Below are 24779 nucleotides of genomic sequence, written 5' to 3'. Positions count from 1 at the left end.
CTATGCTCGGGCTTTCGATCGCCACCCCGGCTGCCGCCGCAGACCGGTGCTCGGATCTGCTGCCGCCGGTCGTGCGGCCAACTGGGCCCAAGCGCGACATCACGCCCGAGGATCTGGTCCGGCTCCGGCAGATCGGGCCGCTCGAGGCCGTAGTTCCGGCCCCGTCGGCACTTGCCGTCTCACCAGACGGTCGCCAGCTGGCTTTCGTCATCACGCGCGCCGATCCCGCAACCAACAGCCATTGTGTCGGGCTTGCGGTTGTGGATGTGGCGGGTCGCAGTGCGCCGCGGCTTCTCGACAGGGGCGGCCAGCTCGCGCTCGTTTCCAACGAGTACCGAAAGCGGATCTGGGGTATCGGATATCCGCTGACGATCACGCCGCATTGGTCGCCTGACGGCAAGTCGATTGCCTGGCTTCGCCGGGACAATGACGTCACGCAAGTCTGGGTCGCTGATGCCGCTTCAGGACGGGCACGGCAGATCACGCATTCGCCGGTGGATGTCGAAGCCCTGGCATGGAGCACCGATGGCAAGACGATCGTCTATGCCGGACGCCGAGGGCAAGTGGAGGAGAGGGCGGCCTTTGCGAAGGAGGGGCTGTCCGGATTTCACTACGATACCCGCTACGTGCCGATCATGTCGAACAAGCCGATGCCCGACGCGGCCATTCCCTGGACCGCCTATGTCGTCGATCCGCTCACGGGCGAGGAGCGTCCGGCCAGTCAGGAAGAGGCGGCGCTGCTTCCGCCCGACATGATCGGCAAGGTCGAGCCGCCGCCTCGGGTCGCAAACGCCGATGGCCGGCTCGCAGAGACCCACCGGAGTTCTGCCAACCCGGTCAGTCCGCTGCTCCTCTCGGTCCACGCGCCCGGCGGCACCCCAATCGATTGCAATGCGGATGCCTGTCGCGGTTCGATCGACAGCATGTGGTGGACTAAAGACGGGAAGGCCCTGATCTACCTTCGGCGCGAAGGCTGGGCGCGCGGTGACAGCGCGCTTTATCGGTGGGTGCCGGGCGAGGGCGCACCGCACCAGCTGCTCAGAACGCGAGATCTTGTCAGCAACTGCGCGATGGCGCCGGACGGACTTGTCTGCCTCTACGAGCGGGCGACCGCACCGCAAAGGGTTGTGCGGATCGATCCTGCAACCGGCGCGATGCGCGACATTTTTGATCCGAACCCGGAGTTCCTGGGCATCCGGTTCGGACAGGTCCAGCGTCTCGAATGGCGCAACGACCAGGGCGCCGAGGTGCGCGGCGACCTCGTGTTGCCGCCCGATTATCGCCCCGGAACGCGGCTGCCGCTCATCGTCACCACCTATATGAGCAACGGCTTCCTGCGCGGCGCGATGGGTGACGAATATCCCATTCATGCCTTCGCGGCGGCGGGGTTTGCGGTGCTGAGCTTCAACAAGCCGCGCGCCGTCGCCGACGACAATCCGGGCCTCGATTCGATCAAGAAGGTACAGGGTGACGGGATACGGAACTGGGCCTGGCGGCGCGAGGTCCAGTCGGCCATCGACCACGGCGTCGACAAGGTGATCGCCATGGGCATCGCCGATCCGAAGCGGATCGGCATCAGTGGGCTAAGCGACGGGTCGAGCACCGTGCAGTTTGCGATGATCAACAGCCGTCAGTTCGCCGCCGCTTCGATGAGCACGTGCTGCCTCGAGCCGTGGGCGGTCAATGTGGGTTACGGACCGGCATTTGCGGCGCATATGCAGGAGCAGGGTTGGGGGGCGCTGACCGCAGATGACCGCACGTTCTGGGCACCGGGCTCGATCGTGCAGAGCGCGGCCGGCACTGACACCCCGCTGCTGATGCAGGTTGCCGATCGTGAATATCTTGGCGGGATCGATGTCTTTGCCGCGCTCCGGGAGCAGCACAAAGCCGTCGACATGTTCGTTTTCCCGGACGCCTATCACTTCAAGTATCAGCCCGCGCAGCGGCTGGCCGTCTATCGGCGCAATCTCGACTGGTTTGCATTCTGGCTCCAGGGCAGGATCGATCCCGATCCCGGCAAGGCCGGACAATATGCGCACTGGCAGGAACTCGCCAAGGAGAGGGAGGCAGCCCGGCGCCCTCAGGATTGAGGGTGCCGGGCTGCAAGCCAGGCCTCGACCTGTGAGAGTTGGAGCAGACGCCTGTGGGCGGTGTCCCTGATTGGCTCCGTGTCACTTGTGGCGCGTTCGACCGCATCGCTATCGATGAGGCCGAGCCGCCGCAGGTGACCGCCGAGCAGCATCGATCGCACGGTTTCGCGGTTCTTGCAGTAGACGTCGGCGACGAAGCTTTCGGGCGATCCCTTCGACTGCCGCATGACGATCTCCCTTGGCAAGCGGTCGGCGAAAGCGTCCCGGGCGATGATCCGGCTGCGGCCATCGCGGAACCACCACCAGCTTGGAACCCGAAGGCATGCCTCGACGACCGGCTGGCTCGCAAGCGGACTGATATGCCGGACCGGACTGAGCAGGTCGCAATCTTCCGCCCACCCTTGGGCGGCGGCGATGACCGCCACGTGGGCGGCTGTGCCATGCTCTGCCTTGCTGGGGGCGCTGAGCCATGCGTGCGGTGCCTGCGATGCCAGATTGGCGATTGCATCAGGGGCAAGAAGGGCAAGGTCAGGCCTCCACCGAAACGTGGCGGATCGCCGGAACCGGCGGCGTGCAGCGCGCCACAGCACTTCGAGCGCGCTAGCCTGTCCTAGCGCGGCAACCGTCCTCGCGCACGACCACACCGTCTCGTACGTATCGGCGTGTCGCAAGGCATCGGTGACTGGCGCCACCGAATTGAGAGCAAGGAACACGTTGTCGCCGCCCCCGCCATCGAGAGTGAGATCGGCGCCGAGTGCGTTGGCTGCGCTGGCGAGCGCTGCATTCGTACCCTGCATGAAGACGCGCGAGCCGGGGGACGGCAGGTCCGCGCTTTCGGATCGTGTGACGTCGACGGCGCTCAGCGGAAAATCGAGTTCTTCGAGCTGGCAGCCGAGGTGCCGCGCGACCATCCGGGCCCAGTTGCGCTCGTCGCCGGAGCTGTCCTCGTGGACGAAGTTGACGCAGCCATATTCGGCTCCAAGCGATGATAGGCAAGCGGCGAGGATCGAGGAGTCGATCCCGCCCGAGAGCATGAGGAGCGTCTTCGCCGCATCGCCCCTGAGAGCGCGGAGCGCCTGGTAAATCGCGCTGCGAACTTCATGCTGTGCCTGCTCCGTCGTCTCGTACCACTGGGCGCGCTCAGCATGGGGCCAGGGGGACCAGGCTTCTCCCGTGGATGCGCCGCCGGGCCCTATTAGCAGTGTTGCGCCGCCTGGCAGGTTGCCGATCCCCGTCAGGCACGTGCCCTGTCCAGGGAGACCGGGGAACGCCAGCCGCTCGGCAAGTGCGCGGGCGTCAGGATTACCCACGCCAACGCCGGCAACTCCGAGCGCGGCGACATCCGATGCCGCGATGGAAATCCCGTCCTTGAATCCATAGAGGCAAGGCAGTTTGCCGAACGGCGCGCGAAGGACCGTGATCTCGCCGCTTCCGGGCGCGCGCAGCAATGCGACGTAGTTGCCCCAGAACCAGGTGGCGAGGCGGTCCGCATCGACCGGCCGCTCCGCCAGCATACGACCGATGCTTTCTGCCGAGCTGGCGAGGTTGGTGCCGCGCGATAAGACTTCACCAATCACGATGCCGCGATCCTCGCCGAGATGATGATGAGCAAGTGCCGGCGAGACCGCAACAAAGAGGCGCGCGTCGCTGTGGCAGATTTCCAGACCGGCTGTGCGCGCGCCCTCGGCAAGCGCCTCGCGATCGGGGATCGGCCGGTCCGGCGTGCCAATCAAGGCGAGATAGCGTCCCATCATACGACCAGGATCGGGACGTAGGGAGTGACGGTTCCGGCATCCTCGCACACGAGGCCAGAACCCACTTCCACCCAGCAATGTGCACTGAATGGCCCCAACTGCACACCCATGACCATCCGGGCGCAAACGCCGGCTTTGGCAAGATCGCTCATCAGGGCCATCGAAGTGGGAAGGCAGCGCCCTCGGGTCGACCGGATGAGGCCGGCATGGCGATAAGCGCTGGCAACAGCTTGCAACGCGGCGGCGGCATCATGCGCGGGCTGCAGGTTTTCGCGTCTGCTGATGACGTCGGCGATGTTTGCGGCAAGGGCTCTCGTACGGACCCGCCGGTTCCACAGGGACCTGTTTGCTAGCGCCCGCGCGGTGCCCAGCGGCGCAAGGCGTGAAACGGATGTAGACGCACCACTCTGCGCCTGCGCACTTGCAGTGACGGGGGCGCGGCGCGTGCAGGCCGTCAGCGGATACCCATGCCCCATCGACAGAACGCCGATGCGTTGCAGCGCCTGCCTGACCGGCGCCTCAGCCTCGCCGGTTTCGGTAAGCCGGTGAAACTGGCGGTCGAGAGGCTGGGGCAGGCAGAAGTAGCGATCTGCCTCGAGATCGAGGAAGATGTATCGCTCGCCAATGGCGCAGAAGCTCACGCCGCGGCGAAGTCCGTGACCCGACATGATCGTCTCCAGACACGTTTCCCGATGATCTCAGAGGAGTGGCGCGCAGCCCGAGCTGCGCGCCACCCTGGGCTCAGTCGTCCGACAGGCCCGCCTGCGGGCTGCCGATGCCGACATCGAGATCGTTGGGCTGCACGCCCTTGGTTTCGGTGCTGGCGGTGCCGAGTTCGATCGGCGTGTTCTCACGGTCCATCGTCTTGCTCCTTCAACAAGCTGCCGGAATTGGCAGCAGAAGAAGCCTACGAATGAGATAGCGATATACGAACTATATAGTGACTCTATATCAAGAATATATCGACTCTTGCGCGTTAATTGCGTTTATTGACTGTCGGAATATCGATCTTCGTGAAGACAAGTGTTGCTATTCGTATGGTTTAAAGCGTTGCCATCGACGAATGAGCTCAAAAGCCGAGCGATGGCGGCGTTGATGATAAGACTTCAAAACTTTGCCGATCGAGTCTCCGGGAACCTCGGTAAGCGCAATCTTGAGTTCTTCGAATTCCCCGTCGACGTCTTCCAGCAGGTTGGACTCGATATGACGAATCGCATGAAGGTTCGCATTGAGGCGCCGCATGGCGATGCGGTACTGCGAGTTGTTCGAACTGTAGACGAGGTCCGTGAGAAGGTTTGCCACGCGATCCGGATAGTCTTCGCCCCGCCCGAGCCTGGCCGGATCGCGTCCCGCGAGGGTTCCGGATCGCAGCGAAAGACCGATGAGCGTGCGCGACCAGGAATAGAGATCGCGCAACGCCGGCTCATCAAGGGTGATAACGAAGAAGCCGCCTGGGACCAATGTTTCCACCATGCCCTCGCCGACAAGGCGATTGAGCGCCTCGCGAACCGGTGTGGCGCTGGCTTCCAGATCCTTGGCGATCGCCTTGGGGTCGAGGCGGAAACCGGGCCGCATATCGCGGCGGGTTATGAGAAACCGGATGTGCTCGTAGATCCGGTCCGATGTCGCGCCTGCGTTCATGACACACCTCCCTGCACGGCGATGCGATTGTCGATCAGCGCTTGCTGATCGGGCCGGAGCGCGTCGATTGCGGCGAGCGGCCGACCGGGATCGTAGTCCTCATCCAGCAGGATCGAGGGACACTGGCCTTCGTAGTTGCCGAGGTTGGGCCGGTGCTGACGGTAGCCCACCAATGCGGCAAGTTCGGGATCGAACCTGCGAGCGATGCCGGGTGGATAGGCAAGCCACTGGGCCTCATAAGGTTTGAGCCAGCCGAGCGAATAGCCAACGACAATACCCCGGCGGACCTCGCCGGTCTTGTTGCTGCCCGCCCCGTGCAGGGTCGAGCCCAGGAACAGCAGCGCGGCGCCGGGCGGGATCTCGACGGCGACCGGTTGCCCGCTCGGCTCCGGCTCGAGCGCGGCTGCGCCGTGGCTTTGGGGCCAGACGAGTGTCGCGCCGTTCTCGGCGGTGAACGGGGTGAGGGGCCACATCACATTGACGAGATATTCGGCGCTGCCCTTGGGCGCGGCCCACATGTCCTGGTCGCGGTGCGGCAATTGTGCGGGGGCGCCCCCATGGACCGCAATTGCCTGCGCGGTGTTGAGCTGGATGCAGTCGCACCAGGGAAGCAGGATTTGTTCGACGATCGCGACGATGAGCGCGTGCCGGACCAGCGTTTCGGCGTGCGGAGAATGCGCGAGCAGGCGGCCGAAACGTTTGGTCGTCGCGCCATAGAACCCGCCCTTGCAGAACGGCGTGCGATGAAAACGGGGGGCGATGTCGTCATCGAGCGCCGCGATCGTTTCCGCCGGGAGGGCGCTTTCGATGATGCAATAGCCGTTTTGCTTGAGCTCGGCGGCGCGCTGCGCGACTTGGGTGAAGAGATCCATCTTCGGTTTCCCTTCAATTAGCGCTGCGGTCAGAGCCGCGGTGGTGGGTGGTGATGCCGGCGGCCGCGAGTTTTTCGGGCGTGTCGCGATCGATTGCGATGTGGATCGCCGCAAGCATTTCGTTGCCGCTGAGACGCGGCGGTCCGAGCGGTCGGCAGTCCCAACCGAATTGCAGAACCTGCCTGAACCAGCCTTCCGAGGCTATCGCTGTATAGGCAGTGATGCCGTTGACGAGGGCGTGATCGACAAGCGCGCAGATCAGCGCGTCGCGCGCTTCGCGCCGGTCGCCCGCGCTGAGGCGGCGATCCAGGCAGAACCGCGTGATCTCCTTGATAGTGGGCCCGCGCGGTACGCCATCCTCGCAAAACTCGGCGTAGAAGCTGTCGAGAATATGCGGCTGTGTGGTCGGGAGGCGAGGATCACGTAGCGGGCGGAGGGATTGTCGAAGTGGTCGAGTTCGTATTTGCCGGCAAGGACCGGCAGATCCCACTTGAGCAGGTCGATGAAAACCGATTTTCGCGCGGCCCACATGGCGCGCAATGCCTCGTCCGGGGCTTCGCGGTTTTCGTAGCTTTGAACATTGAGCATGAGGATGACTCCTTGGCCGTGACGCTGGGCTGTCACGTACCAAGGTTCATCCCGAACACCGCTTCGGCGCCATACCCGGAAAGGGGTATGTTACCGCCGCAGGATATCGGTGAAAGTCAGATTTCCATCGAACAGTGCCCGGATCACCGCCAATGTCCGCTTGTTCACGCCGTACTGCCGGCAAAGGTTCTTGACGTGGAGCTTCACCGTCTCAGGGCTGCGATCGAGGTAGCGTGCTATCTCCCGGTCGTTCATGCCCCAGGCAACCAGTACGAGAATTTCGCGCTGCCGGTCGGTAAGCTTTGCGGCCCCCGATCTGGCGGTGGCGCCCCGGCCGAGCCACAATCCTCGCGCGGCATCGAAGGCAAACTGGGCGACCGACTGCGCGATGGGCAGTACCAATTCGTTCATCGGAACGGATCTCGAATTCACGAAAGAGAGCGACCCGCGGGATTCTCCGGGAACATAGCCCGGGACCGTGAACCCGTGAACGATCCCCTCCTCGCGCGCCTTTCTCATGACCAGCTTGTCGCCATCCGTCATCGGGATCATCGCCGGGATGCGGTCCCAGCGAAATCCGAGATTGGTAACATGGCTTGCCCGGTGAACCGGATCATTAAGCCCGAGGCCATGGCGATCGTAGAATTCGGCCCACTGGTCGGGGTAATTGTGCAGCCGGAAGCGCTGTCCCTCCGGATCGAAGAACCCTCCGTGATGCGAAAGCGCGTATCGCTGGAAGCCCATTTCCTCTGTCGCTTCGCTGAGGGCTTCGGTCAGATCGTCGATATTGCGGACTGTTTCGAAGATGCTCACGAGGTGCATCATCAAAGCCATCATTCTTGTGCCCAAGGTTCGACATTACGATCTTCGGCGGCGTCACTTGTCACCGTTGTTCCGGCGATCGCCCTTCCTGTTCGTTGGGTGCAGGCTAGCGGTTTCTCAGGCCGCCATCCGGCAGGTGTTGTCGCAAAAGCGTCATATCACCCAGCCGGCGCCCTCGGATATTCACCTAAAGGGGCATTATGTCCGTATTTCGATGAAAATTTGTTAATTCAAATCTTTCCTAGAGTGGTTAATTCGTCAAAGAAACTTTCAAAATGAGATCGAAAGGACTCCCTAATGGGGAGGATCCTTCAGACTATCTCTATTTAAAGAATGCCGATCGTACCGGTCTGATGTGGGAATGGCTCCGCAGGGATCCAGAGTACCGCGCCTGGTACGTCCAGGCCTCGGCTGCGACGCGCGGACCGATGCCGAGCGCCTTGAAATGGGGGCTTCACTTTCGCCGAAGCGCCGGACCGGGATTGTCTCTCGGCCCGGATAATCTGGCATGCGAATCGTGATCCTTCGACGCTCTCTGTCGAAGCCGAGCCCGGACCTGCCGACGACCCAGCGTGCTTGCACATCGACCGGATCCAGCCCTGGCTGACCACTGTCGGGGCGGCCTCGGGCACGGAGCATGCCGTCCTTTCCGACGGTTCCCATCACATCCGGCTGGATGTGGTCTCAGGCACACTCAGCGGAGAGGTCGCCGTCCGGTTGCGTTTCTGTTTTGACGGTATGGGGGTGGCGGAGGCAGGCGTCTTGCCTCTGCAGCGGCTGCTTGCACTGCATCGCCACCGGCGGTTCGGGAAGGAACTCTATCCGCGCGATCCGGCGGTCGCGCGTGGCAGTCTGCTGCTGCGCGTGCACGACGCTCTGTCTGGCGGCGTCAGTCAGCGCGAGCTTGCCTGCTTGCTGGTCGGTGCCGACAGCGTCGAGCGCGACTGGAACGATCCGTCCGATTCGCTGCGTTCCCGCATTCGCCGCCTTGCCCGGCAGGCCGGGGCAATGGCGCTCGGCGGATACAAGGAACTCCTGCTTCGCCGTTAGGCACGAAGGGCCGTTTCAGCTGGCGCGGAATGAGGCACAGGGCGCGCGTCCGGCGGTAGGCAGACCTCAGCCGACTTTATCGGCGAGTTCGGCAAGGCGGGCCGCTGCAAGCGCACCGATCATGTAGGGGCCGTCGTCACGTTTGCCCGCGCGGATCTCGCGCAGGAACCTTCGGTTATCGAGGCCGCGGTTCTCAAGCTCGCTGGCAACGGCGTCGCGGATCTGTTTGATGCTGTCCATATGCTCCATCCTTGACGGGAACATATATAGAACATGAGGCGGTGGATCAAGGCCGGCGGGGCGGCCGTCCGCGTCTCTTTGCAGGCGGCATGAGCATCATGTCGAGCAGCTCGATCTTGCGGAGGGTGGGCAGCGGATCATTCGAGATCGTCATTTTCTCACCGCCGCCCAGGAAGATGTCCTCCCAATGGGCCATGCGAGTGATGAATTCTCGCCGCAGCTGTTCGCCGAGCTCACGCCGCGACTCGCTGGTTCCATACTGCGTACTGAGCACGGCGTATTTGGCAGCATAATCGGCAGCGATCTTGATGATGTCGCAGGTCTCGAGGTGAATGCCGTGGTCGCTCAAATCGGTCTGTGCCTTCTCGGCAGCCTGAACGATCTGTTCGCGTGCGAGAGTGTGAGGCGATTTTGCCATGCCGCGATAATCCCACCGATCGGGTCCGTGCATGAGCTGACAAATGACGCTGCCTTTTGGGACTCTCATGTCCTCAATGACCCGGCCGCGCAGGGCCGAGCCATCCTGTCGAAGAGTCGAGGGTCTCAGACTTTGTCCGGGTCTACGGGGGCCCGAATCACATCAGCATCATACTGATTTAATGTGAAAAGATTGCCGGATGAGCTCCGAATAAGGCTCTGTTTACAGCGCAGCACATAGGCACACGCCGGCAATTTTGTTCGCGTACGGGAGCGGGGGATCGAGCGCTCCCGTACGGTGCGGCCGGTTATTTACTCGGCCGCAATCCCAAGCTTCTTGCGCGGGGCCGCTTTCGCCTTTGCCGGCGTCTTCTTCGCGCTTTCCGGTTTGGCCGTTGCTGCGGGAAGGGCGGTGGGGTTCAATCCTTCCGGCTCGGGAGCCATCACGGCTGCAGGTTCAGGGGCGAGTTCTGCGGCCACCGGAGCGACTTTTTGCGCCTTGGCCTTGACGGCGACTTTGCTGCCCTTCTTGCGGCCGAGACCAATCGTCTTGGCAAGCTCGCGGCGCCGCTCGGCATAATCTGCCGCGACTGTCGGGTAGCTGGCCGGCAGGTTCCAGCGGCGGCGGTATTCCTCAACCGTCAGCTGGTGGTCGGTGGTGAGGTGCCGTTTGATCGTCTTGAACTTCGATCCGCATTCCAGGCAGACGATCCCGTCCGGTTTTACCGAAGCGCGGATCGAAACGGCCGGTTCACGCGGCGCTTCCACAGCGGGCTCGGGCGTCTTGCCGAGACTGGCGAGCGATCCGTAGACCGTCTCGATCAATTGCGTGAGCTGATCCGACGGCACAGAATTGTTTCTGACATGTGCGGTGATGATGTCTGCAGCGAGAGAAAGAAGAGATTCGTCTGCCATTGGTTGTACGAGTGCCCGAATATTTTATTGGTTTGGGTACTCTCCTTCATTCCTTGCTCAAGCGCAACATATCGTGCGCGGGGACCATTCAAAATAATGATCCCGTCCTGAAATGGATCGATCGAAATCGCCGCGAACGTCATTGGTTTGCGCTTTCATCTGCAGGTCTCTCACTCCGCCTGCACTTTAAATGAAATGAGTGGCCACCTTGCCGATCGGGTGGCGGGCGTGCCTGTTCACACAGCGGGACGCCGATATTTGCCGCAGGTGTGTGCCCGGCCTGCTTCCTCGGTAGCGATGTGCGGCTTGCTTCATGTCGTTGTTGTCGCAATTCTGGATGGACCCACGGCCGGTTCGGTACGCTTGTCGCCATTCCGGGCGGAAGCGCTTGCCAGTCGCATCTGAGCGGGGTTCCGCCGTTTCAAGAAAGGCCACAATGAACGACTACCGCATTCAATCCGGTCCGACGCATTTCGACATCGATGCACGCGATGCGCAAGTTTCGGGAAATCCCCGCATCGCCCCGTTGGACCCGCACGAGTTTACCGATGAGGCACGGCAGCTGATTGCGGAGACTTTCTCCAAAGTCGAAGCCATCGACACGTCGGACATTCCATCCATCTTCGGCATCATGTTCAAGCATCCCGGGCTATACCGGGCTCAGTTGCAATTGGGCAACGAACTTGGCCGGGGCGGCTGCATCCCTGCGCGCGAACGAGAACTGGCGGTGCTGCGGGTCGCGTGGCTGTCGCGAACGCCCTACGAATGGGGGCAGCACCTCGTATATGGCAAACAGGCCGGACTTTCGGACGTGGAAGTCGAGCGCGTCACCCAAGGGTCGAATGCTGAGGGCTGGGATGACTTCGATCGGGCAATCGTGCGCGCGGTGGAGGAGCTGATGGGTGACTACGCCATTGCCGACGCCACGTGGGAGGTGCTGGCCAGTCGCTGGAGCGAACCGCAACTCATGGAATTACCCGGCCTTGTCGGCCAATATGTCATGGCTGCGATGGTATTTAACACAATGCGCTTCGACCTGCTGGAGGGAAACACCGGATTGCGCAGGCGCTGAGAGCGGGGGCGCGCAGGCTCGATCGATTTCCCAATCATCCCATCGCGGTGGCGCTGAAAAAGCGGGGCCGGTGGCCTGAAGGCGCAGGTGCATACATTGTCGCCTTCGCGGACAGGCACCGGCAGCTTTTGCATCCGGCGAAAAAAAGCGATCATCCCGAGAAGAGAACAGATGAAAATGATCCCCGCACCGCTTAACGGGAAAGTCGCCGTCGTCACCGGCGCTGGCTCGGGCATGGGGCGGTCGATCGCTGAGCGCTTCGCTCGCGACGGCGCCAAAGTGGCGGTATGGGATATCAATGGCGATGCCGCGGCCGAAACCGCCAAGGGCATCACCGATGCTGGCGATGCCGCCATCGCCCTCGGCGTCGATTGCGCCGATGAGGCCGCGATCAAGGCGGCAGCGGATGAGACCCGAGCCGCGCTTGGCCCGATCGACATTCTTGTCAACAATGCCGGTATCGGCCCACATGTCCGGTATTTCGATCAGGACGTCGCCATGTGGGAGGAGATGCTCCGCATCAACCTGACAGGACCGCACTTGTGCATCCGCGAGATGCTGCCCGCGATGCTGGATGCCGGGTGGGGCCGGGTCATCAACATCACATCCTCCTCGACCCAGAGCGGCTCGCCTAGCCAGGCTCACTATGTCGCCAGTAAAGGCGGCTTGCTCGGACTGACCAAGGCGTTGGCCCTCGAATTCGGCAAGAGCGGCGTCACATTCAATATGGTCCCCCCAGGGTCCATCGACACGCCAATGCTGCGCCGTGCGACAACGCTCGATATGGAAGCATTTGGAAAGACCATCCCGGTCGGCCGTCTGGGGGTTGGCGAGGACATCGCTGCCGCCTGCGCCTACCTCGCTTCGCCCGACGCTGGTTACATCACCGGCCAGACCATCAGCGTCAATGGCGGTAGATACATGGGGTCTGCCTGATTGCGCAGACACCTGTCCGGCAGGATAAGTAGGATTACGTTGGCTTTTCCGTCCATTTGGGCCGAGAGGAAGGAAATCCCTCGGCTAGCCCCGATGCCGATGCTCCGCCACGGACGTGCGATCGCCTCAGGTCAGGTGGGAAGCGGAGAAGGCGTATACCGCGATCCGGCGCGCGCAATGCGCCGTCTCGAGGCTTCGTGCAGCATCAATTTGCGAGCGCTCAATATGATCAAGGTGATCTTTGGAACCGTCGATCAGGATATAGTTCGCGAGCGAGGGATGCGCCGGCGGCCGGCGCATCCCGATCAGTTGTCATTCGCGTTCTGAATGCCTGCTTGGCGAAACCACGAACAATCCGAAATTTGGACTGAAATGCGCCGAGGCCCGTTTTCAAAGGCTTGAGTATTTCACTTGTTGGAGAATAGCCAGGCATCGATCGAAGTTCTTAAATTCATAGATGATCGTGATGTAGGCAGAATTCGCGTTTATTGCCCTGATCTCCAGCGCTATCGATGCGATTGCCGGCGGGAGCCGGGTCTCCCCTTCACCGGCAAACCAGAACGATGCCACGGATCGTTCTTTCTTGAACAGCGACCACACCCACTCACTGGGCTTATCCCAGGTCGCGCCATCGACCAGGAAGTCGTACGAGGTGCTGGTCCCGTACTTGACCTCCAGCGCCTTCTTCATCGCATTAAAGTCGGACAGGGTGGCGGCTCCGGTTGGGTCATTGTCATGATCGCGGCCTAAGCCGCTGATCCTGCAAATGCCCGTCTCCGGCGTCGAGATAGCGTTATATAGTTCGAACTCTCCGTTCGGCTGCGGAACGGTAACCGAAAAGTATGTCGGATCGCTCGGATCGACTAGTCGGCCGCCGTATCGTGAAGGCGGCGCGCCCATGGCGACGCCGAAGGCCTGGGCGCTAGCAAGGCCCGGAACGATGGCCGAGGCGCCAAGGGCGAGGGCGGTAAGCGCAAGACGCACGTTCACTCTCCTGGTTTTGCGGCGCATCACTCGTAGCTGACCAGCTGCTGGAGTTCGTTCGCGCGATCGTTGTCCATCCGTGCTTCGCAGTAGAGGCGTGCCGTCTCGCGCTCAGTCGGCTCGACGGAGGTGGACGCCGCCTGGATGCGACACTCGGCGCCCTTGCGCTTGATCCAGGCCCGCTGGATCGGGAGTACCTGCTGGCGGCGATCTTCCGGGATCGAGTTCCACACCGCATTGATCGACTGCTGCGCAAGTTGGCTCGTCGCTTTGGCTTCTTCGTATCCGGCCTTGCGGGAGTCGGCTTGCGCATTCTCTTGATACGCCCGCTCGGCGTCGGCCTGATTCTGCGCATCCTGCATGGCCTGCTCGGTCTTCTTGCGGAACAGGCTCGAGCTCACGATTCCGCTCAGGAATTCGTACGTTTTGTCCGCGCCATCGATCTCGGCATAGACCTTCTTGCCGTCGTCGGTCGGCTGGACCGAGAAATCGAGATCGATCTTGTACGCATTTGCGTTACGCTCGGCGCCGATATCGTCCGCAGCCTTGGTAAGCTCGGGAAGCGATAGCATTTCGAGGACCTTCGATGCATCGTTGAGCATCTGCACCGGGAAGGTCACCTTGAGCTTCGAGGCGCAGAACTTCTTGCTGCTGTTGGGGTCTTCCTTCGACGTGCGCACGTCCTCGAACGCGAACTGCAGCTGCGCGATCGTAGCGCGAACTTTCGACATCGGAACCGGATGATCGTCGTTCTTGCCGATTTTGCTGACGCCCTTCTCGATGTTTTCCTTGACCAGATCGATTGCGGTCCGTTGACCGTCCTCGTTCATGCAATCGACTTTTGTGCTGAACATGTCGGAAATCGCCCCGCAACCCGACAAACTGGCGCTCGCCAGTAAAAGCACTGCCATACGCTTGATCATTCGAACCCCCTGTCAAACTCGAGGGGCGATTAACCAACCGATCGTTACGAAACCGTCACCGTTATGCCCCTGCAGAGGGCATTATAGACTTGGCAGTGCTCGAACATCTTACATTGATCGTCAGTTTCCTGGATTGTAATTTATGGCCGAGACATGCCACTCAGCGTCACGTGCGCCGAGCAGGCGTCCGTATCGGCATAATCGTTCACTTTACTGACTTGCTCCGGTTCCGAAGGGTAGGGACGGCGCCGGCCAGGGGGCGAAAAGGCCGGTCGCCGCTGCCGGGATCGGGTCGCACCTTCCGGCCCCCTTTCCCTTCTGACGAAGGCACCCACTATGAACGCGCTTGGTTTTTGAGCAAGCAGCCAAAATGATTATGCTGCGGAATTTTCGATCAAAAATGGCTCAAGTACGCGCTTGATCATCTAGAGGTAATGATCCCGGAAGGCCGATTGACACGCGCCCCTCGGCCGGACCGTTTCCGACCATCAGCCGGGACAAAGTCGAGATGTCCCGAAAGCAGCCTCACGGCCTCACTGCCAGATGCTTCACATTGGCAAGCGAGCTGACGGGGAGTCCGCCCCTCCGGAACAGCCCGTAGCCGGGTTGATTGCTGTGCAGTTTCGCAAGACTCGCCGTGAAAGCGTGAAGGTCGGGCTCGCCGACCGCGACGAGGACGCGATTGAGGAATTGGTTCGATTCAGCCCGAGCGAAGATTGGAAACGGCGTAAATCGGTTGGTCGCGTAGATGAGCGTTTCCGGGTACCAGCCATTGTATTCGCCGACCGCCATCCCTCTAATGTGGCAAAGGAAGTCTGCCTGCATGACGCTCTCGAACTCGGGCAGGGCGCCGTTGTCGTGCGCCTCCTTCACCAGGTCGGCAAACAGACTCATGCGGCGCAAATCCAACCGTCTGTTGCGGTGTTCAAGCGATTCGATCTGCTGCGCGAATGCCGAGAAATCCGAGGTCGCGCGTTTGTTGACCGCGCCATAGGGGTTACCCACAAGCCAGGCGCGTTTGAGCAGGCGATCGGCGAGGTCAAAGCGCTCTTCATCGAGCGCGATAGCCAAGGTCGAGAGAAACGCGTCGTGTGCGGCCATCTTCACGGCGTCCAACTGCCAGGGGTGCCGGCTGCCGCCGCCCCACGCCGGAACTGTCAGCTGCAAGACCTGCTCCAGAATTCCGAGCAGCCGTTCCCAGGTTTCGGTATCCCTGCTGAACCGGGCAATCGCGCGGGTCAGCTCGGCAAGTTGATGAAGGTAGGGCCGGATCGAGGCGACCGTGGCAAGGATCGTTTCATCGATTTCCTCGCTGTTCTCCAAGATGGGCAGAAGTCCAGCCAGTTCGCCGACCAGCGTTTCACCGAAACCTCTCACGTGCGCGGCCGCTTGCGGCGCGCCGTCCTCGACCGCCCGCATCGCGCGCTGGTGCGCAGAGCGTGTTCCCGTAGCCGCCGGGCGCGTTTCCATGATGTGGTCGGGAAGCTTTCCGAGCTTGGGCTTGACGAACTGCGGCCTGCCGGCAAGCCAGCGCAAGAGCTGCTCGTAACTCTCCTCGTAGCGATCGCCCGATCGAAAATCGAAGAATATGCGGTTGCGGTAGAACACCGGCACATGACCGCTGCCGTCCTCGCCCTGGTCGGTTATCGCGGCGGCGTATTTGTCCTGGCTGGTCTTGCCGTAAAGTTCGGGCGAGATGATCTGGCTTTCGGTGCCGACGCCGCCTGTGCGTTGGTCGGCTTTCGCCGCGTAGGCCTTGTCGCAGATCATCAGGACCTTGGTGACCGTCGGGTCCGTGACCATCGATTCCATGAAGGCATAGGAATCGTGGCCTGCATGCAGATCCCACTTGTCGAGCTTTACATCGATGCCGTCTTCCACCAGCCGTTCCGCCAACTGAAGAACCCAGGCCTCATGCGTCGGCGTGGTCCAGGAGTAGGAGATGAAGACGCAGGGCGGTTGCGGGGCTGAATCGCTCGACATTCCAGAGATATGCGAGACCATTCAAAAGGGTGCAAGCGGCGGAACAAAAAAGGACCCTTGTCCTGTGCGCAACTGCGTTTTCGCACCCGCGGGGGCCGCTGAAGGCGCGTGCCGCAAAGTCAATATTCGCTCTATCCGGCGCGGACGCCGGTGAATGTCCCCAATCGGTCCAGAACTGGGTGGATCCTGAGCGCGGTCAAGCGCAGCGTTGGATGCTGAACGAACTCTCCCTGTCACTTCCGATCAACGAGTTGTCAGCAGGCCGAGCGCGGCTCCGCTGTTCGTTCGGCGATCTTGTGCTGGGTAATGAGCGGGTTTTCCTGCCGACCCATCGTCCAGTTCTTTCCAAGCCGCACAGTCGCATTGGGCGCGCACCAGATCTCACCCGAACCATCGAGCGCGGTGACCCAGATCAGGTTGTGTTCCTGGCCGTAGTCGATGATCCCGATCGCGTAGCCGTCGCCTTTGCCAAGAACGTGCAGGGGAACAGTGGGGTTGAGCTGCGTAAACATGCGGCGAAACTCTCCGGGAATGACCGGGCCGGCGTGACGGGCACGCCGGCCCGTCGTGGCTTATTCGCTCTTGTCGGTACCCGGCTTCGAGGTCTTCGGCGCCTTGCCGTCCTCGACCCGGCCTTCGTTGCGAAGATCGCGACCTTCTTGGGCCTTCTTTTGCGCCTCGGGCGACTTGCCGTGCTCGTTCATCTCTTCCTTGATGTAGCCGGCAGCTTCCTTGGCCTTGCCTTCGATGCTCATGGTTCTCTCCAAAGTACACATCCAACGCTCTTGCGTGGTGTATAATAATTGCACGAGAAACGATTTGGCTCCTGTGAACAAAAGTGACCTTTTCTTCGCGGACTATTCACGGCCTGTGAAGTATTTATTGGAATCTCGGGAACCAATCTGAATTGTGCCAGAGTTGGGCAGCGGGCAGCGGGTAACGTCCAATGGATAACGGGAAATGGCCAAGGGCCTGCGGGAGGTGCGGTCGTGCGGTCATGCGGCGCGTCCGGCGGAAAGGCCGGGATCTACAGGCTCGTCACTGAGGCCGAGCCGATGTGCAGCGATCGGCGGGGCGGATGGGTTTCAGCCTCTTGGACGGCCGTATTAGCGGGCAGAATGGGCAGGGCGCCCCGCGCCTGAGGCGCGAACGCGCTCTATGCTGCGCGCGGACGGGCTGAACGCCCGCCTGGTCCGCACGCACGGCACCGAGCCCCGTCGGGTCTCGTCCTTGCGGCCACGATCGCTGGCGCGGCGAGGGCGCGCCTTCGGCGCCCCCTGATGCAGGCGCGCGCGGGGTGCCGCGCGCGGCGTTGTCCGTGAGCCTGGCCCCGAGCGAATGCGCGGGTGGGCTTGCCGCCCGTCTGGGCCCGCCGGCATCGCCTGCAAGCCGCGCCGAGGCGCGGCTCCTCCACTTAACGTTCCGGCCGCAAGCGGTGCAGGCGCTGCCTGGCGCGGGCCCTGTCGGTCGTCCGGGCCGCCCACCCCCGCCTTCGCCGGGGGAGGCCATGGTGGTTTTGGGCGGGTCTTGGAGATGAGACATGCGCAGCAATCGCAAGGCTCCGTCATGCGCGGGGTCGGAAACTGGAGATATCGGCAGCCACACGCCGTGCAATGGGCAGGGCGAGACTTCGCGCGGGCGCGGTTCCGCAAGCGACAGGGCTTCGCTCTATGACGAGGTGACGAGCCGGATCATTGCCCAGCTTGAGAACGGATGCGTTCCTTGGGTGCAGCCGTGGGGCATCCCGGCGGCAGGCGGCGGAGCCGGAGAGGGTGGGAGCCTTGCGGCTCCCGGTCTTCCCCGCAATGCCCTGACGCGGCGTCCCTATAGCGGGATCAATGTCCTGATCCTGTGGGAAGCAGTGATTGCGGGCGGCTGGCCTTCGCAAGGTTGGCTGACGTTCAAGCAGGCGCTGGAGGCGGGCGGCAATGTGCGCAAAGGCGAGCATGGCACGCAGGTTGTCTATGCCGACCGCTTCACGCCCGAGGCCGAGAAAGAGCGCGCACGCGAGAGCGGCGGGGAGGCGAGGTCCATTGCCTTTCTCAAGCGCTTCACCGTTTTCAACGTGGCGCAGTGCGAGGGGCTGCGGGAGGATCTGCTCCCCGAACAGGTTGCCTTGCCGGAACGGGAAATCGTGCCGGTGGGTGAGGCGGTGATCGCCGCAAGCGGTGTTGATTTTCGTATCGGCGGCGACAAGGCATTCTATGCGCCGGGCGCGGACTTCGTGGCTGTGCCGCCGCAGCAGGCGTTCCGCGATCAGGTGAACTTCTACAGGACGGCTCTGCACGAGCTGACCCACGCGACCGGCCACGCATCGCGACTCGGTAGAAATCTGACGAATGCGTTCGGTTCGAAGGACTACGCCCGCGAGGAATTATTGGCCGAAATGGGCTCGGCTTTCCTTTGCGCCGCGCTCGGCATCGTGCCCACCGTGCGCCATGCCGATTATATCGGAGCATGGCTCGAAGTGCTGCGCGAGGACAACCGCGCGATCTTCCGGGCAGCAAGCATGGCGAGCAAAGCCGCCGACTGGCTGCTCGCTCGCCATGAGGGGGCCAATCTCGAGAAAAGCCTCGAACTGGATGCAGAGGCGGGCCCCTCCGCTTCCCCTGATGTCAGCCTATCTGACGGAAATCTTGCAGGAAAGTGGCGCGGTGGTGCGGGCGGGCCGGATGCGGCGAATGGTGGGGGCGCTGAGGTCGGCGAAGGTGCGGCGCTACCGGATTCGCAAACTGCGCCCTGCGCGGCCTTGCCGGGAAACGGGAGGGCAACGGCATGACCCTCCTGACCCGCTCCATCCGCTCGATGCTCAGTGCCAATTTCGAGCATTGCATGGAAAATCCCAAGTTCGACCCGCTGCCGCTGGTCCGCCTGTTCAATCCCATGGGCCGCGCGGTCTGGCTGGTTTCCGAACTCTACGCCGACGACGACACCCTGTTCGGGCTGGCGGACCTCGGCTTCGGATGCCCGGAGCTTGGCATTTCCTCGCTTCGCGAGATCGAGGCGATTCGCTTGCCGATGGGCCTCACCATCGAGCGCGATATCGCTTTCAGTACCCGGCACAGGCTTTCGGTCTGGACCGAGGCCGCCCGCCTCGCAGGATCGATCCCCGATGCCGCGCTGCTTCTGGACCGTCTGACCCGCGAGGACCCGGCGGCCATCAGGCTTTCGCCCCGCTGAGGGGCGGATGACGCCGGGCAGCCGGGGCAATCGGTTCCGGAAGGCCCAGACCTAAGCCGGTCCACCTTATCCCATCACGAACTCGGTGGACCGGCACTCTCAATCAGGAGTGCTACCCATGAAACTCGAATTCATTGCGCTGGGCAACCTTGCCGTCAGCAAATCGAATATGCGTTACGCCCGCAAGGCCCCCGACGTGTCCGACATCCTGCCGACCATTCGGGCGCGCGGCGTGATCCAACCGATCCTCGTGCGGCCCAATTGCCAAGGGGATGGAGAGCCGGGCCATTTCGAGATCGTTGCCGGGTGCCGCCGCTTTCATGCCGCGCAAATCGTCGCGGCCGAACGGCAGGCCGCCCGCGCCGAGGCGGGCGAGCCGGACCCCGACGCCGCCATGCTCCCTTGCGCGGTTCTGGGCGATACCGACGATGCCAGCGCGGTCGAGGCGTCGCTCATCGAGAACATTGCCCGGCTCGATCCCGACGAGGTTTCGCGCTGGGCCTGCTTCACCCGGCTGGTGAAGGAAGGCCGTACGATTGAGGATATCGCGCAGACTTTCGGCCTGCCCGACCTTGCCGTGAAGCGCATCCTCGCGCTCGGCAACCTGCTTCCGCGCATCCGCGAGATGTACCGCGCCGAGGAAATCGATGCCGCCACCATCCGGCACCTCACCCTCGCATCGAAGTCGCAGCAGAAGGCATGGCTTGCCCTTGCCGACGATCCCGCCAGCTACGCGCCGCGCGGCTATCAGCTGAAATCATGGCTGTTCGGCGGGCAGTCGGTGCCGGTGGGACACGCGCTTTTCGATGCCGAGGCCAGCGGACTTGCGACAGTCGCGGACCTGTTCGGGGAGGATGCCTATTTTGCCGAGACGGACGCTTTCTGGGATTTGCAGAATGCGGCCATCGAGGCGAAGCGGGCATCCTTTCTCGAGGCGGGCTGGGCCGATGCCGTCGTGCTCGGACCCGAAACCCATTTCCATTCGTGGGAGCATGAGAAAACCCCCAAGCGCAAAGGCGGGCGGGTCTATCTCGATGTGCGCGCCAATGGCGAAGTCGTCATCCACGAGGGCTATCTCTCCCGTAAGGAAGCAGCGCGCATGGCCAAGGCATCCGGCGCGGACGGGGGAGCTTCTGGCACTGGCACTGGCACTGGCACTGGCACTGGCATGGGCAAGGCCGACCGACCCGAGCTGACTTCCGTCACGCAGACCTATATCGATCTCCACCGCCACGCTGCCGTGCGCGCCGCGATGCTTGAGCGTCCGGGCATTGCCCTGCGGCTCATGGTTGCCCATGCCATCGCCGGTTCGCCGCTCTGGCGGATTACCCCGGAACCGCAGAGCGCGAAAAGCGACGCGGTGAAGGCGAGCGTGGACGAATGCCCGGCCGAGGCCGTGTTCGACGAGCGGCGGCGCGCGGTGCTGGCGCTGCTCGGCCTTCCCGATGACGACCCGACAGTAATCGGCGGCAATGGCTACGGCATGCGCGGGTCGCACCGTGACCTTTGCCGTCTGTTCGCGCGCCTGATCGAACTTCCCGATACGGCGGTGATGGACGTACTTACGTTGGTCATGGGCGAGGCGCTTGAGGCGGGAAGCGCAGCGGTCGAGGCGCTCGGCACCGAGATCGGCGTGTCGATGTCCGATTGGTGGGAGGCGGACGAGGCCTTCCTCGAGACGCTGCGCGACCGCGAAGTGCTGCTCGCGATGGTGGGAGAAGTGGCCGGATCGCTGGTGGCGTCCGCCAATGCGGGCGAGAAGGCGAAAACCCTGCGCGGCATTATCCGCGATCATCTTGCAGGAGCAGGCGGGCGCCCCAAGCGGGAGGGCTGGGTACCGCGCTGGATGGCCTTCCCGCCCGCCGCCTATACGACGCGCGGCGGGGTGGGCACGGTCGAGGCCCATGCGCGCGTGGCCGCGTCCATGACCGGAGACGGTGAGCATGACGAATGCGCGGACGAGCCCGATCCGGACTTTAATTCCTCAGAGTTCGAGCCCGAAACTGGGCCCGACGCCGGTATCGATCCAGACACCGGCTTTGGCAGCGGCTTCGGTGAAGTTGCCGAGCCCGATGATCCCCCAATGGGTGATTGATGGCGACGACCGGAGGCGGAGCGATCCGCCTCCGGTCGCCTCGCGCGAGTGGCGGCAAGTTTTGTGGGCCGCGCGCCCGCGCCCAAGGGGCTGAGGGCGCGCGGCCATGATCGGTGGTTCAATCCCGGGTGCCCGAATCGGTTGCCGCAGCACGCCACGTCGTCGCAGGCGTAAGGAGCGCCGGGCGTCAGGAGCGCCGGGCATCAGTAGGTTCGAACGTCTTACGCGCTCCGCAGCCGCCCCGGCAGCGGATGCGGCTGGCCGCGCGCGAGAAGATCGGCGGACATCGTTTCTTCACCTGCCCTCGATACCGTTTTGAAGATGGAGAAATTTACGCGGCGGCCCCGCGCCTTGAGGGCGCGGGGCCGCCGCTACCCCCTAATGTTCGTTGCCCCGATCCCTGCCGGGTGGCACGGGCCGAATTCGGGGACGAACATTGAGTTCGGAAAACAGTACGGGGCACGGACATGACAGCACTTCAGGATATCGAAAAGCTTGTCGTCCGGCTCTCACCCGAGCCGGTTTGCGATGATTGCATCGCCCAGACACTGGGCCTCTCGCCGCTGGAACACACGGATCAGACCGCGCGCGAGCTTGCAGGGACAAACGGCTTTGAACGGCGCAAGGACATTTGCAGCCTTTGCGGCGATACCCGCCTCGTCACGCTTCAGCGCTGAAAGGCCAGCGCGCGGATTCGCGGCAGGACCCGCATCGAGATTGGCGCCGCTTGGCAGGTCGCGGGCGGATGTGCGCGCACCGCTGACAGCGACTGGTCAATAAGGGCCAAGGGACCGCAACCTGCGGAAAATCCCGATGCCGCTATCCGGGATCGGGACTATATTCGTTGCTGCCTCCGACTTCGGAAATGCCGGAGTGCACTGGTAGGGGATCGCTCTTCTCCGCAGGAGCGATCCCCCCAGACCATTCTGCTTGAACAGCACCGGTGTGCACTACGAGGCCCGCGGAGTTCTTGCGCGGGAAAGCTGACGCTGCATCAGTGGCGCGGCGCTGCGCTCGCGCCATCGGCGGCGGCTTTCACCGAGACCGCCCAGGCGCGCAAATACTCGCCCCGCACATGGTATTTCTTCTCGGCTTTCAGATGCACCATCGCGGCATGCCCGAGCGACTGGGCGAGCTCCGTCGCCGTGCAAAGGCCCTTTTCCTCGAGAAGACTTCCGATTGCGGCAAGCGCGCTGCCAAAGGCGAATACAGCATCTTCATCCATCGATTCTCTCCCTGAAATGGCGCAGTCGGGGGCCGGTCGCGGTCATGGCTTCCCCTATTCCAACGCCCGTGAACCGATGCGGATGCACCTCGGTTCATCGGAGTATGACCTTGGCGGCGGCAGAATTCGAGGCGCGAATCGGGCGACCCCTTGCGCCCGGCGCTTTGGCATTGGCGATCGGGCGCGCTCTCTGCTCGCTTCGCCGGGCGCAGCGTTGCCCTGCAGGAAGTGGTCCGGGTATGTACATTCTCGCGGCCCGGCGCCCTCGAATAACCCGGGCCGTTCCCTCGCACTCAGGGCCATCCCCTCCAGGGATGGTCCTTCTTTCAGGTACGGATCGAGATGGGTCGATGCGCGAACATCTGTCATCGATGATCGGGCGTCGATGGACCGGGCTCCACCGGTCCATAACCCTGTGGAAAAGCCTGTCCACAAGCTGTTGCCAGCATGTGCGTTACCTGTGGTTTTCCTGAGCAAAACCCGCGCGGCGGCGCTCGGAAATTCGGGGCAATTGGGCCTTTGCGCTAACGGGTTTCGGCCGCGTTGCGGCGGCCGATCATGCGCGCGCCGCGCGCATCGAGAACTCAGCCCCAGGCGAGCGGTGGATCGTGCAAAGCCGGCGGGCCTCATCCCAGAGTTCCGCGCTCCTGCGCGATGCTTTTTCATGAGCGATGACAAGTGCGCCGACGACATCGGCCGCCTGAAACTCGAGTTGCTCCTCGTGATCCTCGGACAAGGCGGCTTCGTCTCCAGCCTTGAGGAACCTCAAAGTGTAGATGTTCATGCGTCTCTCCCGCGCACTGCTCACCATTTCGCGCCCCGTGTTGCAATTACCCGAATGGATACTCTTCCGAGCAGGCAATGGGCCGCATGGACGCAGCTGGGCGGGTTTCAGGGGTGCGGCGGCGGAACCTAGCTGCGCTTTTTGCCGACCGCGGGACGCCCGAATTGCAGGCATGTCGGGCACATTTACGGGCGCGAATTTGGCGGTTGCGGGACCCGCGACGAGCGCTGCCGCGAGGGACCCATGCGCGGTGCCGGAAGGCCACCGGCGGCATCCGTCATTACCGGCGCTGCGGCCACCCGCACAGCTGGTTCGGCACATCGCCGTCCGGCAGTAGGGCGTCACCACGCTGTTCGGATCGAGTGAATCGGAAAGCCGCGTTCTCGCCGCCATGTCGCGCATGTGGACTCGAGCGCCGGCATTTGGTGCTCCGGATCTGGAGTGCCGAAACCCGTTTCCGGATCCAAACGGCATTGACCTGGAAGCGGTCGCAGCCGCACGAAACCATCGCGCGGCGGCTTATTTCCCCGCCCGCCTGAGGCGGGCTCCTCGCGGCCGCTTCGCTGCAAATAAGCCGCCTCGCTCCGGTCCTTCGCTCATGCTCCGGCCCCAAGGGGTTCATGCGTCCTTGCGAGCGCTCCCTCGCGGTCTGCCATCGTCCGGAAAATCGGTTCGCGGGCGACCCATTGAGGAGACGAGAAATGCCAGCAATCGGATATGTCACGCGCGATGGCCGCGGCTTCAAGGGCCAGCTTCGCACCCTCTCGATCCGCACCGAAATCGAGATCACCCCCAACCCTCGCAAGACCAGCGATGCGCAGCCCGACTACCGGGTTACCTCGGGCACCGTCGAGGTCGGCGCAGGATGGCTGCGCCGCAGCGAAAGCTCGGGCAATGATTACGTATCGCTGAGCCTTGCCGCCCCGGAATTCGGGCCCCGCCGGCTCTACGCCAACCTCGGCCGCGCCGCCGGTCAGGACGACGAGGACGCCTTCGCCATAATCTGGAATCCGGCCGACTGACCCGCCCGGGCCGCCCCGCATCGTGCCTGAAACCGGCGCGATGCGGGGCCTCGCTGGGCCGCGAAATCAGGGGCACGTTACGAGCGGGGAAGGGGGGGCGAAAACGCGCCTGTCGATTTTCGCCCCTGCCGCAGGCCGTCTCGAATGGTCATGCCTCGTGCCCGGAAGGTCCAACCCAGACCTGCC

The 24779-nt window shown here is 63.0% G+C and carries 27 protein-coding genes and 2 pseudogenes; 11 read left to right on the top strand and 18 right to left on the bottom strand.

Annotated features, from left to right (window positions below):
- Positions 1–2: 2 nt before the first annotated feature.
- Positions 3–2090 (top strand): Atxe2 family lasso peptide isopeptidase, encoded by a 2088-nt coding sequence (locus AC1VVM_RS15150; RefSeq protein ID WP_482955382.1) that lies wholly within the window; start codon positions 3–5, stop codon positions 2088–2090.
- Here the strand turns inward: AC1VVM_RS15150 and AC1VVM_RS15145 are convergent.
- The 8 genes and pseudogenes from AC1VVM_RS15145 to AC1VVM_RS15110 all read right to left on the bottom strand — a co-directional run.
- Positions 2081–3844 (bottom strand): asparagine synthase-related protein, encoded by a 1764-nt coding sequence (locus AC1VVM_RS15145; RefSeq protein WP_482955381.1) that lies wholly within the window; start codon positions 3842–3844, stop codon positions 2081–2083. The two genes, AC1VVM_RS15150 and AC1VVM_RS15145, sit on opposite strands and share 10 nt — an antisense overlap.
- On the bottom strand, positions 3841–4512 hold the full coding sequence (locus AC1VVM_RS15140) for a lasso peptide biosynthesis B2 protein (protein ID WP_482955380.1): 672 nt from the start codon (positions 4510–4512) through the stop codon (positions 3841–3843). Before AC1VVM_RS15140 ends, AC1VVM_RS15145 begins: the two co-directional genes overlap by 4 nt.
- A gap of 73 nt (positions 4513–4585) precedes the next feature.
- The gene (locus AC1VVM_RS15135) at positions 4586–4705 is read right to left on the bottom strand and encodes a benenodin family lasso peptide (protein WP_132392713.1); all 120 of its coding nucleotides are present in this window, start codon (positions 4703–4705) and stop codon (positions 4586–4588) included.
- Between the two features lie 168 nt (positions 4706–4873).
- On the bottom strand, positions 4874–5485 hold the full coding sequence (locus AC1VVM_RS15130) for a GntR family transcriptional regulator (protein ID WP_482955379.1): 612 nt from the start codon (positions 5483–5485) through the stop codon (positions 4874–4876).
- A complete protein-coding gene (locus tag AC1VVM_RS15125; protein WP_482955378.1) occupies positions 5482–6357 on the bottom strand; it encodes a phytanoyl-CoA dioxygenase family protein in 876 nt (291 codons plus the stop codon). Before AC1VVM_RS15125 ends, AC1VVM_RS15130 begins: the two co-directional genes overlap by 4 nt.
- Positions 6358–6370: 13 nt before the next feature.
- Positions 6371–6886, bottom strand: a complete 516-nt coding sequence (locus tag AC1VVM_RS15120; protein WP_482955377.1) for an acyl-homoserine-lactone synthase — start codon at positions 6884–6886, stop codon at positions 6371–6373.
- Between the two features lie 149 nt (positions 6887–7035).
- Positions 7036–7356: a response regulator transcription factor gene (locus tag AC1VVM_RS15115; protein ID WP_482956361.1), complete on the bottom strand. Its 321-nt coding sequence runs from the start codon at positions 7354–7356 to the stop codon at positions 7036–7038.
- Positions 7357–7359: 3 nt separating this feature from the next.
- Positions 7360–7689, bottom strand: a pseudogene (locus AC1VVM_RS15110) (autoinducer binding domain-containing protein); the annotation flags it as partial.
- Between the two features lie 353 nt (positions 7690–8042).
- On the opposite strand from AC1VVM_RS15110, the gene AC1VVM_RS15105 reads away from it, so the two are divergent.
- Both AC1VVM_RS15105 and AC1VVM_RS15100 read left to right on the top strand, forming a co-directional pair.
- A complete protein-coding gene (locus AC1VVM_RS15105; protein ID WP_482955376.1) occupies positions 8043–8288 on the top strand; it encodes a transcriptional regulator domain-containing protein in 246 nt (81 codons plus the stop codon).
- A 55-nt stretch (positions 8289–8343) separates the two neighbouring features.
- Positions 8344–8817, top strand: coding sequence for a DNA -binding domain-containing protein (locus AC1VVM_RS15100; RefSeq protein WP_482955375.1), 474 nt, complete (start codon positions 8344–8346; stop codon positions 8815–8817).
- Between the two features lie 66 nt (positions 8818–8883).
- On the opposite strand, the gene AC1VVM_RS15095 is transcribed toward AC1VVM_RS15100, so the two are convergent.
- From AC1VVM_RS15095 to AC1VVM_RS15085, 3 genes are all read right to left on the bottom strand, one after another.
- Positions 8884–9057 (bottom strand): hypothetical protein, encoded by a 174-nt coding sequence (locus AC1VVM_RS15095; RefSeq protein WP_482955374.1) that lies wholly within the window; start codon positions 9055–9057, stop codon positions 8884–8886.
- Between the two features lie 46 nt (positions 9058–9103).
- Complete coding sequence (locus AC1VVM_RS15090) at positions 9104–9475, bottom strand: hypothetical protein (protein WP_482955373.1); 372 nt, start codon at positions 9473–9475, stop codon at positions 9104–9106.
- A 311-nt stretch (positions 9476–9786) separates the two neighbouring features.
- The gene (locus tag AC1VVM_RS15085) at positions 9787–10323 is read right to left on the bottom strand and encodes a Ros/MucR family transcriptional regulator (RefSeq protein ID WP_482955372.1); all 537 of its coding nucleotides are present in this window, start codon (positions 10321–10323) and stop codon (positions 9787–9789) included.
- Positions 10324–10825: 502 nt separating this feature from the next.
- On the opposite strand from AC1VVM_RS15085, the gene AC1VVM_RS15080 reads away from it, so the two are divergent.
- The 3 genes from AC1VVM_RS15080 to AC1VVM_RS15070 all read left to right on the top strand — a co-directional run bounded on the left by AC1VVM_RS15080 (position 10826) and on the right by AC1VVM_RS15070 (position 12724).
- Complete coding sequence (locus AC1VVM_RS15080; protein WP_482905841.1) at positions 10826–11461, top strand: carboxymuconolactone decarboxylase family protein; 636 nt, start codon at positions 10826–10828, stop codon at positions 11459–11461.
- 171 nt (positions 11462–11632) lie between these two features.
- Positions 11633–12397, top strand: a complete 765-nt coding sequence (locus AC1VVM_RS15075; RefSeq protein ID WP_482955371.1) for an SDR family NAD(P)-dependent oxidoreductase — start codon at positions 11633–11635, stop codon at positions 12395–12397.
- A 93-nt stretch (positions 12398–12490) separates the two neighbouring features.
- A complete protein-coding gene (locus AC1VVM_RS15070; RefSeq protein ID WP_482955370.1) occupies positions 12491–12724 on the top strand; it encodes a hypothetical protein in 234 nt (77 codons plus the stop codon).
- Positions 12725–12787: 63 nt separating this feature from the next.
- Here the strand turns inward: AC1VVM_RS15070 and AC1VVM_RS15065 are convergent, their stop codons facing one another.
- The 5 genes from AC1VVM_RS15065 to AC1VVM_RS15045 form a co-directional block, all read right to left on the bottom strand.
- Positions 12788–13381: a hypothetical protein gene (locus AC1VVM_RS15065; protein ID WP_482955369.1), complete on the bottom strand. Its 594-nt coding sequence runs from the start codon at positions 13379–13381 to the stop codon at positions 12788–12790.
- A gap of 26 nt (positions 13382–13407) precedes the next feature.
- On the bottom strand, positions 13408–14304 hold the full coding sequence (locus AC1VVM_RS15060) for a lysozyme inhibitor LprI family protein (RefSeq protein WP_482955368.1): 897 nt from the start codon (positions 14302–14304) through the stop codon (positions 13408–13410).
- 525 nt (positions 14305–14829) lie between these two features.
- Positions 14830–16200 (bottom strand): TIR domain-containing protein, encoded by a 1371-nt coding sequence (locus tag AC1VVM_RS15055; protein WP_482955367.1) that lies wholly within the window; start codon positions 16198–16200, stop codon positions 14830–14832.
- 341 nt (positions 16201–16541) lie between these two features.
- Entirely contained in the window at positions 16542–16799 is a 258-nt protein-coding gene (locus AC1VVM_RS15050; protein ID WP_482955366.1) for a hypothetical protein, read from the bottom strand.
- A 60-nt stretch (positions 16800–16859) separates the two neighbouring features.
- Entirely contained in the window at positions 16860–17042 is a 183-nt protein-coding gene (locus tag AC1VVM_RS15045) for a hypothetical protein (protein ID WP_132392689.1), read from the bottom strand.
- 923 nt (positions 17043–17965) lie between these two features.
- Between AC1VVM_RS15045 and AC1VVM_RS15040 the strand changes: the two are divergent.
- The 4 genes and pseudogenes from AC1VVM_RS15040 to AC1VVM_RS15025 form a co-directional block, all read left to right on the top strand.
- Positions 17966–18844: pseudogene (locus AC1VVM_RS15040) on the top strand (ArdC family protein); the annotation flags it as partial.
- Between the two features lie 218 nt (positions 18845–19062).
- A complete protein-coding gene (locus tag AC1VVM_RS15035) occupies positions 19063–19467 on the top strand; it encodes a DUF2958 domain-containing protein (RefSeq protein WP_482955365.1) in 405 nt (134 codons plus the stop codon).
- Positions 19468–19585: 118 nt separating this feature from the next.
- Positions 19586–21562 carry a ParB/RepB/Spo0J family partition protein gene (locus tag AC1VVM_RS15030; RefSeq protein ID WP_482955364.1) on the top strand — a complete coding sequence of 659 codons (1977 nt, stop codon included), beginning with the start codon at positions 19586–19588 and terminating at the stop codon, positions 21560–21562.
- A 467-nt stretch (positions 21563–22029) separates the two neighbouring features.
- Complete coding sequence (locus AC1VVM_RS15025) at positions 22030–22239, top strand: hypothetical protein (protein ID WP_482955363.1); 210 nt, start codon at positions 22030–22032, stop codon at positions 22237–22239.
- A 317-nt stretch (positions 22240–22556) separates the two neighbouring features.
- Here the strand turns inward: AC1VVM_RS15025 and AC1VVM_RS15020 are convergent, their stop codons facing one another.
- Together AC1VVM_RS15020 and AC1VVM_RS15015 are read right to left on the bottom strand one after the other, a co-directional pair.
- Entirely contained in the window at positions 22557–22787 is a 231-nt protein-coding gene (locus tag AC1VVM_RS15020; RefSeq protein WP_482955362.1) for a hypothetical protein, read from the bottom strand.
- Between the two features lie 556 nt (positions 22788–23343).
- Positions 23344–23571, bottom strand: coding sequence for a hypothetical protein (locus AC1VVM_RS15015; RefSeq protein WP_482955361.1), 228 nt, complete (start codon positions 23569–23571; stop codon positions 23344–23346).
- Between the two features lie 701 nt (positions 23572–24272).
- On the opposite strand from AC1VVM_RS15015, the gene AC1VVM_RS15010 reads away from it, so the two are divergent.
- Complete coding sequence (locus AC1VVM_RS15010; protein ID WP_482955360.1) at positions 24273–24593, top strand: DUF736 domain-containing protein; 321 nt, start codon at positions 24273–24275, stop codon at positions 24591–24593.
- The last annotated feature ends 186 nt before the right edge of the window (positions 24594–24779 follow it).

The sequence above is a fragment of the Novosphingobium sp. BL-S-33 genome (genome assembly GCF_056857025.1).
This window is presented reverse-complemented; position numbering and strand designations above follow the sequence as displayed.

Bases quoted from the DNA above. Each gene is read 5' to 3' on its own strand.
- AC1VVM_RS15150 (WP_482955382.1), top strand. From the start codon at position 3: ATGCTCGGGCTTTCGATCGCCACCCCGGCTGCCGCCGCAGACCGGTGC.
- AC1VVM_RS15145 (WP_482955381.1), bottom strand. From the start codon at position 3,844: ATGATGGGACGCTATCTCGCCTTGATTGGCACGCCGGACCGGCCGATC.
- AC1VVM_RS15140 (WP_482955380.1), bottom strand. From the start codon at position 4,512: ATGTCGGGTCACGGACTTCGCCGCGGCGTGAGCTTCTGCGCCATTGGC.
- AC1VVM_RS15135 (WP_132392713.1), bottom strand. From the start codon at position 4,705: ATGGACCGTGAGAACACGCCGATCGAACTCGGCACCGCCAGCACCGAA.
- AC1VVM_RS15130 (WP_482955379.1), bottom strand. From the start codon at position 5,485: ATGAACGCAGGCGCGACATCGGACCGGATCTACGAGCACATCCGGTTT.
- AC1VVM_RS15125 (WP_482955378.1), bottom strand. From the start codon at position 6,357: ATGGATCTCTTCACCCAAGTCGCGCAGCGCGCCGCCGAGCTCAAGCAA.
- AC1VVM_RS15115 (WP_482956361.1), bottom strand. From the start codon at position 7,356: ATGAACGAATTGGTACTGCCCATCGCGCAGTCGGTCGCCCAGTTTGCC.
- AC1VVM_RS15105 (WP_482955376.1), top strand. From the start codon at position 8,043: ATGAGATCGAAAGGACTCCCTAATGGGGAGGATCCTTCAGACTATCTC.
- AC1VVM_RS15095 (WP_482955374.1), bottom strand. From the start codon at position 9,057: ATGGACAGCATCAAACAGATCCGCGACGCCGTTGCCAGCGAGCTTGAG.
- AC1VVM_RS15090 (WP_482955373.1), bottom strand. From the start codon at position 9,475: ATGGCAAAATCGCCTCACACTCTCGCACGCGAACAGATCGTTCAGGCT.
- AC1VVM_RS15080 (WP_482905841.1), top strand. From the start codon at position 10,826: ATGAACGACTACCGCATTCAATCCGGTCCGACGCATTTCGACATCGAT.
- AC1VVM_RS15075 (WP_482955371.1), top strand. From the start codon at position 11,633: ATGAAAATGATCCCCGCACCGCTTAACGGGAAAGTCGCCGTCGTCACC.
- AC1VVM_RS15070 (WP_482955370.1), top strand. From the start codon at position 12,491: ATGCCGATGCTCCGCCACGGACGTGCGATCGCCTCAGGTCAGGTGGGA.
- AC1VVM_RS15060 (WP_482955368.1), bottom strand. From the start codon at position 14,304: ATGATCAAGCGTATGGCAGTGCTTTTACTGGCGAGCGCCAGTTTGTCG.
- AC1VVM_RS15050 (WP_482955366.1), bottom strand. From the start codon at position 16,799: ATGTTTACGCAGCTCAACCCCACTGTTCCCCTGCACGTTCTTGGCAAA.
- AC1VVM_RS15045 (WP_132392689.1), bottom strand. From the start codon at position 17,042: ATGAGCATCGAAGGCAAGGCCAAGGAAGCTGCCGGCTACATCAAGGAA.
- AC1VVM_RS15035 (WP_482955365.1), top strand. From the start codon at position 19,063: ATGACCCTCCTGACCCGCTCCATCCGCTCGATGCTCAGTGCCAATTTC.
- AC1VVM_RS15030 (WP_482955364.1), top strand. From the start codon at position 19,586: ATGAAACTCGAATTCATTGCGCTGGGCAACCTTGCCGTCAGCAAATCG.
- AC1VVM_RS15025 (WP_482955363.1), top strand. From the start codon at position 22,030: ATGACAGCACTTCAGGATATCGAAAAGCTTGTCGTCCGGCTCTCACCC.
- AC1VVM_RS15020 (WP_482955362.1), bottom strand. From the start codon at position 22,787: ATGGATGAAGATGCTGTATTCGCCTTTGGCAGCGCGCTTGCCGCAATC.
- AC1VVM_RS15015 (WP_482955361.1), bottom strand. From the start codon at position 23,571: ATGAACATCTACACTTTGAGGTTCCTCAAGGCTGGAGACGAAGCCGCC.
- AC1VVM_RS15010 (WP_482955360.1), top strand. From the start codon at position 24,273: ATGCCAGCAATCGGATATGTCACGCGCGATGGCCGCGGCTTCAAGGGC.